Annotated in this window: 12 protein-coding genes; 3 read left to right on the top strand and 9 right to left on the bottom strand. The window is 45.7% G+C overall.

What is annotated here, in order from left to right; genetic code table 11:
- Window positions 1–17: 17 nt before the first annotated feature.
- The 8 genes from DYD62_RS10680 to hemN all read right to left on the bottom strand — a co-directional run bounded on the left by DYD62_RS10680 (window position 18) and on the right by hemN (window position 9,159).
- Window positions 18–1,556 carry a SpoVR family protein gene (locus DYD62_RS10680; RefSeq protein WP_115227319.1) on the bottom strand — a complete coding sequence of 513 codons (1,539 nt, stop codon included), beginning with the start codon at window positions 1,554–1,556 and terminating at the stop codon, window positions 18–20.
- Window positions 1,553–2,830, bottom strand: coding sequence for a YeaH/YhbH family protein (locus tag DYD62_RS10675; protein ID WP_099399449.1), 1,278 nt, complete (start codon window positions 2,828–2,830; stop codon window positions 1,553–1,555). Before DYD62_RS10675 ends, DYD62_RS10680 begins: the two co-directional genes overlap by 4 nt.
- Window positions 2,831–2,907: 77 nt before the next feature.
- A complete protein-coding gene (locus DYD62_RS10670; protein ID WP_099399448.1) occupies window positions 2,908–4,830 on the bottom strand; it encodes a PrkA family serine protein kinase in 1,923 nt (640 codons plus the stop codon).
- Between the two features lie 198 nt (window positions 4,831–5,028).
- Window positions 5,029–5,982 (bottom strand): GGDEF domain-containing protein, encoded by a 954-nt coding sequence (locus DYD62_RS10665; RefSeq protein ID WP_115227318.1) that lies wholly within the window; start codon window positions 5,980–5,982, stop codon window positions 5,029–5,031.
- Window positions 5,982–6,599, bottom strand: a complete 618-nt coding sequence (locus tag DYD62_RS10660; RefSeq protein WP_115227317.1) for a chemotaxis protein CheC — start codon at window positions 6,597–6,599, stop codon at window positions 5,982–5,984. The genes DYD62_RS10665 and DYD62_RS10660 overlap by 1 nt, the downstream gene beginning before the upstream one ends.
- Entirely contained in the window at window positions 6,596–6,964 is a 369-nt protein-coding gene (locus DYD62_RS10655; protein ID WP_099398764.1) for a response regulator, read from the bottom strand. Before DYD62_RS10655 ends, DYD62_RS10660 begins: the two co-directional genes overlap by 4 nt.
- 127 nt (window positions 6,965–7,091) lie before the next feature.
- Window positions 7,092–7,751 (bottom strand): sulfite exporter TauE/SafE family protein, encoded by a 660-nt coding sequence (locus tag DYD62_RS10650; RefSeq protein ID WP_115227316.1) that lies wholly within the window; start codon window positions 7,749–7,751, stop codon window positions 7,092–7,094.
- 4 nt (window positions 7,752–7,755) lie between these two features.
- Entirely contained in the window at window positions 7,756–9,159 is a 1,404-nt protein-coding gene (hemN, locus tag DYD62_RS10645) for an oxygen-independent coproporphyrinogen III oxidase (RefSeq protein ID WP_115227315.1), read from the bottom strand.
- Between the two features lie 130 nt (window positions 9,160–9,289).
- Here hemN and fnr point away from each other — a divergent pair, with 130 nt between their 5' ends.
- From fnr to DYD62_RS10630, 3 genes are all read left to right on the top strand, one after another.
- On the top strand, window positions 9,290–10,039 hold the full coding sequence (fnr, locus tag DYD62_RS10640; protein ID WP_115227314.1) for a fumarate/nitrate reduction transcriptional regulator Fnr: 750 nt from the start codon (window positions 9,290–9,292) through the stop codon (window positions 10,037–10,039).
- Window positions 10,040–10,044: 5 nt separating this feature from the next.
- Complete coding sequence (locus tag DYD62_RS10635; RefSeq protein WP_115227313.1) at window positions 10,045–10,731, top strand: hypothetical protein; 687 nt, start codon at window positions 10,045–10,047, stop codon at window positions 10,729–10,731.
- Window positions 10,732–11,207: 476 nt separating this feature from the next.
- Window positions 11,208–12,434 carry a trypsin-like serine protease gene (locus tag DYD62_RS10630; protein ID WP_115228272.1) on the top strand — a complete coding sequence of 409 codons (1,227 nt, stop codon included), beginning with the start codon at window positions 11,208–11,210 and terminating at the stop codon, window positions 12,432–12,434.
- A gap of 292 nt (window positions 12,435–12,726) precedes the next feature.
- Here DYD62_RS10630 and DYD62_RS10625 read toward each other — a convergent pair whose 3' ends face one another.
- Window positions 12,727–14,076, bottom strand: coding sequence for an efflux transporter outer membrane subunit (locus DYD62_RS10625; protein WP_115227312.1), 1,350 nt, complete (start codon window positions 14,074–14,076; stop codon window positions 12,727–12,729).
- Window positions 14,077–14,096 lie beyond the last annotated feature (20 nt).

Genomic DNA, 14,096 nt, shown 5'->3' with positions numbered 1-14,096 from the left:
ATTGCCGTTTTTTTATATCAAATACCTCTTTTCTCAAGCTTACATTCGTAACTAAGCAAAACCCTTCCCTTTTCATCAACACTCTCCAGCTTTACCGAAAACCCCCACAGCCGTGAAATATGCTTCAGCACCTCATGCACACTATTTCCTAAAGGCCTGCGCTGATATTGGTAATGCCTTAAAGTTAATGAACGATCCCCTTGGGTATTAGCCTCGTACACCTGAATATTAGGCTCACGTCCCGCTAAATTATATTGATCAGCCAATTTTTGCCGGATATCCAGATAGCCTGCATCATCATGAATGGCAGCCACTTTTAATTTAGGCAAATAGTCATCGTCTAAAATAGCGAACAAGCGGAATTCACGCATTAATTTAGGCGAAAGATACTGCAAAATAAAACTTTCATCCTTAAAGTTTCGCATTGCAAAATCCAGCGTTTTTTTCCAGTCGGTATTAACCAAATCCGGAAACCATACCTTATCTTCTTCAGTAGGCTCCTCACAAATCCGCCGCAGATCACGAAACATAGCAAAACCCAAGGCATAAGGATTAATCCCGTTAAACCATTTGCTGGTTACAGGCTGCTGAAACACCACATTGGTGTGGCTATGCAAAAACTCCAGCATAAAAGCATCATCAACCAAGCCTTCGTCATACAATTGATTTAGCAATGTGTAATGCCAGAATGTCGCCCACCCCTCATTCATCACCTGGGTTTGCCGCTGCGGATAAAAGTATTGAGCAATTTTGCGAATAATCCGCACAATTTCTCTTTGCCATGGCGCTAATAAAGGCGCGTATTTCTCAATAAAATACAGCAAATTCTCTTGCGGCTCAGAAGGGAAACGGCTTTCCTCATGCGCCTTCTCTTCCTCTGTTCGCTTAGGGATAGTTCGCCATAATTCATTAATTTGCGATTGCTGATAATTCTCCCGCTCCGATTGCTTGGCCAATTCTAATGAGAGCGATAATTTTTGCGGCCGTTTATAGCGATCAACGCCATAATTCATCAGCGCATGGCAAGAATCAAGCAGCTCTTCAACCTTATCTTCGCCATATCTTTGCTCACACTGAGCAATATAATTTTTTGCAAAGACCAAGTAATCAATAATGGCGGTTGCATCCGTCCAGCTTCTGAATAAATAATTGCCCTTAAAAAAAGAATTATGGCCAAAAGCGGCATGCGCAATGACAAGCGCCTGCATGGTCATGGTATTTTCTTCCATCAAATAGGCAATACAAGGACTGGAATTAATCACAATCTCATAGGCCAGCCCCATTGCACCGCGCTGATACGATTTTTGCGTTGATAAAAAATGCTTACCGTAACTCCAATGGTTATACATGACTGGCATACCTACGGAGGCATAGGCATCCATCATTTGTTCGGCTGAAATCACCTCCAATTGATTAGGATAAGTATCGAGACCAAACTGCTTTGCTACGCGCGCAATTTCCCGATAATAATCATCAATTAAATCAAATGACCATTCCGAGCCCGTTGATAAAAGCTTTTTTGCGCGCGATTTTTTTTGGCGTGTATTTGTACTCATGCCCCCCCCCTTGCGCTCACTTTTTTAAACAGCTCTTTAAATATCGGCCAAATTTCTGCGGGATTACGAATGCGCCGCATCGTAAAGTGAGCATGCTGTTCGGCCACTTTTTCATATTCAAACCAAAGATTTTGCGGCTCCCCCTCGGTGATTTCCACATAAGCATAATATTGCAGCAGCGGCATAATTTCGGCGCTTAATAATTGCCGGCATTGAGGCGAATCAGAATCCCAATTATCCCCATCACTGGCTTGTGCCACATAAATATTCCAATCGGCATCTGGGTAGCGTTCATCAATTATTTTCTTGGTGAGCTTGATTGCCGATGAAACAACGGTCCCCCCCGTATCCCTTGCATGAAAAAAATCGTGCTCATTGACTTCGGTGGCCTGAGTATGGTGCCGGATAAAGACCACCTCAATTTTTTCATAGGCGCGAACAAGAAATAAATAAAGCAAAATAAAGAATCGCTTTGCAATATCTTTCTTTGCCTCGTCCATCGAGCCTGAAACATCCATTACACAAAACATGACCGCTTGGGTGGTTGGCTTCGGCACCCGAACACGATTCGTATACTTCAGATCAAACGGATCAATATAGGGAATACAAACCAATTTTGCTTTTAATTCACGAATAATAGCCTGCAAGGTTTGCACTTCCTGCGAGCGCTCACCTTGCGTCTCAAGCAATTCATCCAATTGCTCCTGCAGGGTATTAAGCTCCTCCAGCGGGCCAGCAGATAAGGCAATACGCCGCCCTAATGCCGCACGCAAGCTGCGCAATACATGGATATTGGTTGGCGTACCATCGGAGGTAAACCCAGCCCTGACAGGCTTCATAACCATGCTTTGCTTTAATTGCGTTTTAACTAAATTGGGCAATTCAAGATCATCAAAGAAAAATTCTAAAAACTCTTCTTTGCTTAATTCAAAAACAAAGTCATCCTCGCCATCACCGCCATTTCCAGCGCCGCCATTTCCCCCGCCCCCCCCACCGCCATCAGGACGATCAATTTCATCACCCCGGCTATAGCGATCATTCCCGGGAAAAACGCGCTCCCAAATACCACCTGGGGCATGGGCGAAACCCGGCTCATTAATATCTTTGACCGGAATAGATACTTTTTCACCGCGCTCTATATCAGTAATAGATCTGCCATTTACGGCACGTGTCACCGCCTCTTTAATTTGCCCCTTAAAACGACGAAGAAATCGCTCCCGATTTATCGCCGACTTATTTTTGCCATTCAAACGCCGATCAATCATATGGATCATTTTGCAACTCCAGTGAGGAGTGAGAAGCAAGGAGCGATCCCGAGCCACCCTCGATACCACTCCTCCCCCTCACTGGATTACGATGATTTACGCACTCTTAAATACCACTCGCATAACAATCTGACCTGCTTGGGCGTATAGCCCTTACTGACCATCCTGTTTACAAAATCTTCATGTTTACGTGCGTCATCATGGCTTGCTTTAGCATTAAATGAAATCACCGGCAGCAATTCTTCGGTATTAGAGAACATTTTTTTCTCAATAACCGAACGCAATTTTTCATAAGAAGTCCATGCAGGATTATTGCCGCCATTATTAGCGCGGGCCCGCAAAACAAAATTAACGATTTCATTTCTGAAGTCTTTTGGATTAGAAATGCCTGCCGGTTTTTCAATTTTTTCCAGCTCATTATTTAAACTGGTGCGGTCAAATGATTCGCCTGTATCAGCATCTCGATACTCCTGATCCTGAATCCAGTAATCAGCTAGCGTGACATAGCGGTCAAAAATGTTCTGACCGTATTCCGAATAGCTTTCAAGATATGCCGTCTGAATTTCCTTGCCAATAAAATCAACATATTTCAAAGCCATAAATTCTTTGATATATGAGATATATTTTTGCTCAAGCTCGGCAGAGAACTGCTCACGCTCTACCTGCTGCTCCAGCAAATACAGTAAATGAACCGGATTTGCCGCCACTTCTGCATGATCAAAATTAAAAACTTTTGACAAAATCTTAAAAGCAAACCGGGTAGACAAGCCATTCATCCCCTCATCAACGCCAGCAAAATCACGATATTCCTGAATTGATTTTGCCTTGGGATCAACGTCTTTTAAATTTTCACCATCGTAAACCAACATTTTTGAAAAAATGCTGGAATTTTCCGGCTCACGCAGCCGAGATAAAATGGCAAACTGCGCCATCATTTTTAAAGTGCCAGGAGCGCATGGTGCTTTTGATAGAGAGGAATTAAGCACCAATTTCTCATAAATTTTTACTTCCTCACTAACCCTCAGGCAGTAAGGGACTTTTACAATATAAATACGATCTAAAAATGCTTCGTTATTCTTATTGTTTTTAAATTGCTTCCATTCCGATTCATTAGAGTGAGCAAGCACAACACCATCAAAAGGAATCGCACCAAAACCCTCCGTCCCTTTAAAATTACCTTCCTGCGTTGCCGTTAGCAAAGGGTGTAAAACTTTAATGGGCGCTTTAAACATTTCTACAAATTCAAGCAAGCCCTGATTGGCAAGGCAAAGTCCGCCAGAATAGCTGTACGCATCGGGATCATCTTGCGCATATTTTTCTAATTTACGAATATCGACCTTACCCACTAGGGCAGAGATATCCTGATTGTTTTCATCGCCCGGCTCAGTTTTAGCAATTGCCACCTGACGCAATACCGAAGGGTGGCGCTTCACCACTCTAAACTGATTGATATCGCCATTAAATTCATGAAGCCGCTTAACGGCCCAAGGGCTTGGAATGGTTTTTAAATAACGCCCTTCAATTCCAAATTGCTCCTGCAATAAAGCGCCGTCTTCTTCAGCATTAAACAAACCCAAAGGCGATTCATTAACTGGAGAGCCTTTAATGCAATAAAAAGGAACACACTCCATTAATTCTTTTAGTTTTTCGGCAATAGAGCTTTTCCCGCCCCCCACAGGCCCAAGCAAATATAAAATTTGTTTCTTTTCTTCAAGCCCCTGTGCAGCATGGCGAAAATAAGCAACGACCTGCTCAATCACTTCTTCCATGCCATAAAACTCACGAAATGCCGGATAGATACGGATCACTTTATTTTGGAAAATACGCGACAAGCTTGAATCCAGCCGGGTATCAATTAATTCGGGTTCACCAATCGCCATCAGCATGCGTTCTGCCGCCGTGGCATAAGCGACCTGATCATGTTTGCACAGCTCAAGATAGTCACGCAGTGACATTTCTTCTTCGCGTGTGCGCTCATAACGTGCAGCAAAATTATTAAAGACATCCATGACGCCTCTCCTCACCGTGTATGTCATTCGAGTGGCGCGGCGATTGCTGCACCTCTGCACTCTTTATAGACATAGTGAAGTTGATTATTTCAAAAAATTACGTGCACATTGCTGATAAATTTAACTTGGGCTTTTATTCATGCAAAAAAAACCCAAAAAAAAGAGCCCCTAAGGGCTCTGCTTAATAAGAGAAGAAAATCAGGATTCGCGTAAATCCGCAGAGAAAACCGTCACTCGATTACGCCCGTTTTGCTTGGATGCATAAAGCGCCAAATCAGCCTCTTCAATCACACTCTGAGGATCACTGCAGCCAGAATGGCACGCTGACAAACCTAAGCTGGCAGAGATTTGAATATAGGTTTCTCCAACCTGCACTGGAGAAGAACATAAGATTTCACGAATACGCTCTGCAGCAATTTCTGCACCGGCCAAATCAGTCTGAGGCAGTAAAAGTAAAAACTCTTCGCCACCGTAGCGGCCAAACACATCCGTATCACGCAAAGTGGTTAGCACGCGTGACGAGACGACCCGCAGCACCTCATCGCCTGCAATATGCCCGTACTGATCATTCACTTGCTTAAAGCGATCAAGGTCAAACAGAATTACCGTAAAAAAAGCGGCCTGGTAGCGAGACATCCGCTCCAGCTCCTGCGTGAAGCGCATATCCAGATAACGGCGGTTATAAATACCGGTTAAACCATCTCGATTAGAAAACTCTTCCAGTTTTCCCATCGCTTCCTGCAATAGATTTTGCGCAATCGCGTTATCGGTGACATCAAACAGATTCACAGTCACCGCATCCACTTCCCCTGAGTCATTACGCACTGGCATAAACGTGGTGTTTTGTTGCATAAAATCCATACCGCCGGTAATGGGGCGATTATGTGAAAATTTGAATAAATAAGGCCTTTGCTCCCATGAAGTAAAGGCGAAATTCTTCAGCACAAAAACACTTTCAATTTTTTTACTCAGCCATTTTTGAGGTAACTCAGGGAATAATTCAAATAAATTTGCCCCAATTGCCTGCTCAGCACTGATGCCGCTATGCTGGGCCATAAAACGATTCCACAATAAAATACGATGGTTTTTATCCAGTGAAAAAACACCAACGCCCACTTCATTCACAATAAAATCACAGAGTCTTTGTTGCATCAGATCTTTTCCATAAACGCATCAATCGCCAGCTGCAATCGCAAAATTGATTCTTCTGGCATAAGAGTGAGCAAATGGCAGGTGAAATCACGAATCTCTAAAGTGAAATGAACCTCTACCAGCAGGGCGTAATTCCATGTTATTTGCTTAATATTGATCAGCTTATCGACTTCAACATTTTCGGCCATAATGGTAGGCGCGGAATAAACCAGCGATGCACCTAATAAATCAGCCACCCCATTTAAACAAGCGCCTACTAAAACATTGCCCACATCCAAAAGCAGCTCGCGCTCAGAAGTGCGGTCAATCACGCCATCGTAGCCCATCAGATCAGCAAGATTTCTGCACCCATGCTGGTCATAAACCACCATCGCTTCACCCGATAAAGAGCCGTTAAATGATTGGCGGATGGCCGTTGCAGCGCTTTTAGAGCCAATCATCTTCAAAATATTGCTGGATACAGAGGAGGACTGAATAATATTAATGCGGGGAACGGACAGCTTAATAAAGGTGTCTAAAATTTGAGCCAGCTGCGCACCTGCACGGCCCATTGCAATATTAGTAATTTCTTGCAATGCATCCGTTTGCTCTTCAGTCAAAAACAATTCTTCATTCATAAAGCGATTCCATATTCGCGCAAAATAATCTCAATATCAGAAGCTTTCACTGGTTTTTGAACAAAGGCCGCAGCCCCCAATTGTCGTACACGCTCACGTGCCAGCGGCTGAATATCTGCCGAAACAACCACTACATAACTATTCAGCCCCTCTTTTTGCATGGTTTCAAGTACAGAATAACCATCCAAGAGCGGCATGGTTAAATCTAAAAACATAACATCTGCTTTGCCCGCGCGATAAGCAGCCAGTGCTTCAATGCCATTGCACGCATGTGTAATTTCAACATCCCAATTAACAGGCAACGCTCTGATCAGCATTTTTCTGGCCATAGCAGAATCATCAACAACCAAAATGGGGGTAGGCATTTTTCTAGAAAATCCTTTTTTATAAACAGGCACTACACTAAAACGCAATGAATATTATTATTTATATAAATGTCAATTAATTTAATTTCTTAATAAGCATAAAGAGGATAAAAGATCCTATTTATGCTTAAAAAACATACTGAATTAATCTGTACGTCCCCAAAGCCATCAAACCGCCCCCGATCAGCCAGCGTAAATATTTGTTTTTAAATAAATATCTGAGCTGCTCAGAAAACGCAGACATCAATAATAAATTAGGGAGTGTACCCAAACCAAAAGACAACATAATTAAAGCTCCGTGCCACGGGCTGGCACTTGCCAGAGCATTTAATGATGCGGTATAGACTAGGCCACAGGGAAGCCAGCCCCAAAGCGCTCCGACAATCAGGGTATCCGGCCAGCGCTTAATGGGTAAAAACAGCCGCATATACGGCTGAATTTTACCCCATAAAGGGCGCCCTGCTTTTTCTAAAAACAGAATCAATGAAGACCACCCTGCCATATAACTGCCCAATAAGATCAACAGTAAATTGGCAAAGATATACAAGCCCGCTTTAACACCTTGCAGTGAAAGCAGCGCAGATAATGATCCCAGCAAGCCCGCAAGCATACCAATCAGGCAATAACCCAGCAAGCGCCCAAAATTAAAACCAAGGTGATAATGCAAGCGGGGACCATTTGGAAGCTGCAAACTAAAAGCGGCGACCACGCCGCCGCACATTCCTGCACAATGCCCGCCCCCTAAGAGGCCGGCAAGAAACAATGCGAAAAGATCAAATTCAAGCATTCATTTATATCAACTTTGAATAGCGCCCCGCTGGTGCGGCATGGCGTAAATACCGGTCAAAAACCATTGCAATAGAGCGAACCAAGAAACGCCCTTTGGCTGTGATTGTGATTGAGTCATTTTTCAATACAAGTAAACCATCCTGCTCATAAGGCGCAAGCAGTTTCAATTCTTCTGCAAAATAACTTTTAAAATCAATCAAATAAGACAATTCAACAGGCTGAAAGCTAAGCTCAAACTGACACATCAGCGACTGAATCACTGAGCCACGTAAAAAATCATCGTGATTAATTAATAAACCACGCTCAACAGGTAGATGATCTGTATCTAAAACCTGATAGTACGTATCTAAATCTTTGACGTTCTGAGCAAAACAATTAGCCACTTTGCCAATTGCAGACACCCCAAAAGCCATCAAATCGCAATCTGCATGGGTAGAATAGCCCTGGAAATTACGGTGTAATTGACCACGCCTTTGGGCAATAGCTAAAGCATCATCCGGCAAGGAAAAATGATCCATACCGATATAAATATAGCCGGCCGCGAGTAGCTGATTCACACTACTTTGTAAGATATCGAGTTTACCCTCTGTAGTGGGTAAATGCCCAGCATCAATGCGTCTTTGCGGCATAAATCGCTCAGGTAAATGAGCGTAGCTATACAATGCCAGCCGGTCGGGGCGCAAAGAGATCACTTTTTCGATGGTCTGGTGCATACTGGCCTGACTTTGGTGCGGCAAGCCATAGATCAGATCAATGCTGACAGATTTAAAACCATTTGCTCTTGCTGCATCAATGACGATACTTGTTTCTTCTTCACTTTGCACACGGTTCACCGCCTGCTGAACTTCCAGATTAAAATCCTGAATACCCACACTCATCCGGTTAAAACCAATGGCACCTAAATGCGCCACTGTTGCGGCACTGACTTTCCGAGGATCAATTTCAATTGAAAACTCGCCATCGGGCTTTAAATCAAAATGGGTGCGAATCCCATCCATTAATCTGCTTAATTGATCATCAGTCAAAAAAGTAGGCGTGCCGCCGCCAAAATGCAACTGTGAAACCGTGCCACGCTTTGTTAATAATGCCGACTGTAATTTTACCTCTTTAAGGAGATAATTAAGATATTGGTCTGCTTTGCTCTGATCCTTGGTAATGACTTTGTTACAGGCGCAGTAATAACAAATGGTATTACAGAATGGCAGGTGAAAATACAAAGATAATGGCTTAACACGGGTACCGGGCTGTTGCTGCGAAACACTTTGCTCATAAGTATGTGCATCCATTGCAGCAAATCGATCCGCAGTGGGGTAGGATGTATACCTTGGGCCTTTCCCATTGTGTTGGCTAATTAAATTTCGATCAAAATCAAGTGGCTGTAATACAGCAACATTATCTTGGAGCATCCTGTTTCATCCTTTTATCGTATCGGTGCAGCTTGCCCAGATTCATTTTTCATAACCTTGATCGATATCAAAATCTGCACGGGAAATCGTGCATACTAGGTGATATCGAGAACACGAATTGAAACGCCCCATGACAACGACACCTCACATCCCCGTACGTGACCTCAGCCTTAAGCATCTTCGCCAAAGCTGTGTCAATTGCAGCTTGCGTGAGCTTTGCCTGCCTATCGGTCTTTCTACAGAAGAAATGCGCGAGCTGGATACCCTGATCACCCAGGCCAAGCCCATTAAGCGAGGCGAAGCGCTCTACCGTGCCGGAGAACCTTTCCGTTCCCTGTTCGCTATACGGCTTGGCTTTTTCAAAGCCAGTGTTATTTCAGAAGACGGCCGCGAACAGGTCACAGGCTTTCATATGACTGGCGAGCTGATGGGCATGGATGCAGTCAGCTCAGATCTTCACACTTGCGATGCCATTGCGCTGGAAGACAGCGAAGTTTGCGAGCTGCCCTTTACCGATATGGAAGAATTAAGCCGCCGCATCCCTATTTTGCAACATCACTTTTATAAGCTGATGAGCCGGGAAATTGTTCGCGACCATGGCGTGATGCTCTTACTGGGCAATATGAAGGCAGAAGAACGTATTGCCGCCTTTCTGCTGAATCTGTCTCAGCGTTTCGCCATTCGTGGCTATTCGGCCAGCAGCTTTCATTTACGCATGACGCGTGAAGAAATCGGCAGCTACTTGGGGCTCAAGCTGGAAACAGTCAGCCGCTCGCTTTCTAAGTTCCAGGAAAATGGTTTAATTAAAGTGCAAAACCGTCTGATTGAAATCATCAATCCCGATGCACTGAAGCAGCTTATCAACAACTGCCAGCAATAAGCCCTATGACTCTATTAAATGGCCCGGTTCTGTTTCTTGCCCCTGTGGCCATTTTAGAGTCATTGCAATCTCGGCTTAATCCCCTTCAGCTTTCGCAGCTTATGCTGCTCCCCTTGGGTATGCAGGCCCAGATTCCTGCTTTGCCCCCGGGAGGATTATTAATCAGCGCGGGGCATACCTGCCTAGATGATTATCTGCTCAGTGCCCAATGGGCTCAGGCTCAGCAGTGGCAGCATGTCGATCTGGCCCTTACCGGCGAGCCCCAATGTGCGGCGCAATTTGGCTGGATGCTGGCAGCTGGCGGCACGCACCAAGCACTAAGCCTTGCTGCGCCGCTGCTGGACGCGCTGGCCCCCGCTGACCGCAACAGCTGGCTGCACGCTGGTGGCCCTGGAGCGGCCAGTTTCTTAGCCTTATTACAACTCATCCTAATGAAGCCGCTTCTGGAAAGCTGGAAAATCATTTTCCCAAATGGGAAGCCTTCACCCAAAGCAGATTTACTGAAATTAGCCCAACTTCAAACAGAGCAATGGCAAGACATTGTGCCGCTGTGTACACGCTATTTAATCCTTGCTCAAGATAGAAAACATCAAGCGTTTCATGCACAAAATTGCCACTTCAATCTACCTGCACATGCCGAACCTGCATCCTCACTGGCACAGTTTATTTTGTCTTTAACAAAAGCAAACTAAAAGCCAAGTTCAAAATACAGCCCTCCTGCTACCTTTTTTCATTTAGTTTATTACGCCCCATCAATACGCCTTTCCGTGGGCGCATGGCATTTAATGCCTATCCCCTAGCAACAAAGCCAATAAAGCAAAATGAATAAATAGCTTTTAAGCTGAAAAAGTCAGATTTTCATGCTTTAACCGCCATTTATTTGACAATTTCTTTATGTTTTCTATAGTAAGTCGAGTCTCGGTCAACACCATTGACATATTTAAATCGTCCGACATAAAAAAACAAAAACTCTTCCCTTACCTTTCAAGTTTGCTTATTGCATACCAAACAGGGCACGGCTTTGCCTCTGATTTGTATTGAGCGCTAAACGAGTGCATGCACCGTTGGCACGATGCAGTACCCCTCACCGAGGGTGCAGTAAATGGGGGTAGAACAGGTCTGCGCCTGCTTATACCTTTCCTCTTATAAAACCAAAGAAGAGACAACCATGAAAAAACACTTCAGATTAGCTGCAAGCTTACTCACCACACTATGTGTGCTGCCATTCTCCAGCATGGCGGCCAGTAATACCCCCGCCAAACCCACCATTGTAGGGGGTATTGAAACAACGCCTAACTCCAGACCTTACCAGGTTGCCTTACTCATGAATGGCCGCCAGGGCTGCGGTGGCACCTTAATCAGCCCCAACTGGGTTTTAACAGCAGCCCATTGCGTGGATGGCGCATCGACCAGCTCACTGACGGTACAGGTGGGCGCTCATAGCATGAGCCGTCGTGACGGGCAAAATATTCGAGTCAGCCAAATCATTACCCATGAAAACTGGAGTGGCGCACAGGGGATACGTTCAGGCTGGGATATTACAGTACTAAAACTTGCAAGCCCCGCCAGTGCAAGTATTAAACCAGCCAAACTACCTACTGTTGCCATTGAAAACCAAATTGCCAGCGTAGGCAAAAATGTCACCGTATCAGGCTGGGGCCTGACAAGAAATCAAGGCAGCCCGAGTGATGTGCTTCGTGAAGTGAATTTACCGGTAATAAGCAATCAGGTCTGTAGCAGTGAGCTGAATTTCAACCTGCCCGCATCGGTGATTTGCGGCGGAGGTGCGGGTGGTGTTTCGGCCTGCAATGGCGATAGTGGTGGGCCATTTGTTGCGGCCCAAAACGGCAATTTCTATAGCATCGGCATTGTTAGCTGGGGCAATTCATGCGTCGGTGCCACGGCATTCACCCGCACCTCCAGCTACCTGCCATGGATTGCACAAAAAACCGGCATCACTCCCGATGAAACAGGAGGTGGTGACCAAAAACCTATTGCCTCGTTCAGCAGCAATATTGTTGGAATGAATGCCAGCTTTAAAGACACATCATCTGACGACAAAGGCATCAGCAATTGGGCATGGAACTTTGGTGACAATTCAAGCTCAACGCAGCAATCTCCAAGCCACAGCTATGCCAGCGCAGGCACTTACAATGTCAGCCTCACCGTAACCGATACGGCAGGACAAAGTAACAGCATGTCGCAGCTAGTCAAAATAGGCGGCGACAGCGGCTGCGGCAATATTACGGCATGGAGCGCAAGCGTTACCTATAAAGTCATGGATATTGTCAGCTTTATGGGCAATAAGTATCAGGCAAGCTGGTGGTCAAATGCCGCACGTCCTGATGTTTACAGTAATGTATGGACACTACTTGGCAGCTGCAGCGCTAAGTAATATTTAAATGCCCCCTGTTCCTACACATAGTCATTATTTGCAGTTGGGAAACAGGGGGTATTTTCGCTTTTACCAAAGAAACGCTTCCGCCCCATTTTTTTAACTTCTCGCTATTCGTTACATTTTTTACATCAAGTCAGCGAAGGGTCTGTTTGAATTTAATTTAAATTAATATTAATCAGGTAAGAAATTCGACGCTATTTATTCCCTAAAAATAAATTGCCATATAAGTAAAAACAGCCCCAAGCGGGGCTGTTTTTACTTACAAAAACCGATCCAAATCAAGTGCTGATTATTTCCCGCCCAAAGCCTTAAACGCTTGCGCTGATGCGGCCAAACGGGCGCGGCGGGTTTCGATTAAGCCTTGGCTGGCCGCGTAAAACTCACGCTGCGCGTCTAGCACATCCAAATACCCTGCCAAACCCGATGCATAGCGTGCTTCTGCCAGCTTCAGTCGCTGCTCCTGCCTGTCGCTCAGGCGCTGCTGAGCCGTTAATTGCTTGCTCAGCCATGCCTGATCCGACAAAACATCGGCCGCGTCTTTGAATGCCAGCTGAATGGCTTTTTCATATTCAGCCACGGCAATCACTTTGCGCGCTTCGGCAATATCTGCACCTGCGCGTAAGCGGCCACCATCAAACAAGGGCAGGCTGATTTGCGGTAAAAAACTCCATGCGCGGTTACCGCCAGAGAATAAATCTTCCAGCTCATTGCTTACCACGCCACCACTACCCATTAATGTGACTTTAGGGAAGAAGGCCGCACGTGCTGCGCCGATATTGGCATTGGCCGCCACCAGCTTTTGCTCAGCAGCGCGTACATCGGGGCGCTCCAGCAAAACGCTAGAATTTAAACCACTTGGTAACTGCACCACTTCTGCATTTAAATTGGCCGCAGGCAGGCTCACCGCTTCACCCACCAAAACCGTCAACGCTGTTTGCGCATTCGCGGCTTGGCGGGCAAGGGCCGCGTGATCACTGATGGCCGCGTCTTGCGCGCTTTGCGCTTGTAAAAAATCAAGACGGTTCGCCACGCCCACATCCACACGGCGTTTTACCACGCGCAGGCTTTCTTCCCGCGCCTTAGCGGTTTGCTCGGCAAAACGGCTGCGCGCTTGCAAGGCTTGTGCGCTGTAATAGCTATTGGCCACATCGGCAATCAGCGTGCTGCGTACCGATTGCTGCGCCTCTTCACTTGCCAGATAATTGGCTTTGGCCGCTTCGCTTAAACGACGCACACGCCCCCAAAAATCCACCTCGTAAGAGAGCAGCGCCAGATTTGCCTCATATCGACGGCTGATATCGGCATCCGGATTGCTGCGGCTGATACTCGCTGAGCCATTGGCATTCACGGCAGGTAAGAAATCCGCCTTTTGAATGCCATACAAGGCACGAGCCTCTTCGATTCTGGCTGTGGCAATTTTTAGATCGCGGTTATTAGCCAGTGCTTTTTCAATCACCGCTTGCAAGGCAGGGTCGCTAAAGTAGCTAGCCCATTGCGGCGCAGCCATATCCACAGGCTGGCTACCCACTACACTAGCAACGGGTGCTTGCGGGCGAATATAATCCGGCCCCATTGCGCATGCGCCCAAGCCCAGCGTCATTGCAAGCAGCAGCGTCTTAGACATTAATTGTTTTTTCATCAGTTTTTCGTACCTGTTGG

The organism is Iodobacter fluviatilis (genome assembly GCF_900451195.1).
Classification (GTDB): Bacteria; Pseudomonadota; Gammaproteobacteria; order Burkholderiales; family Chitinibacteraceae; genus Iodobacter; species Iodobacter fluviatilis.
Note: the sequence above shows the minus strand (reverse complement) of the source record. Positions and strands in the feature narration are given on the sequence as shown.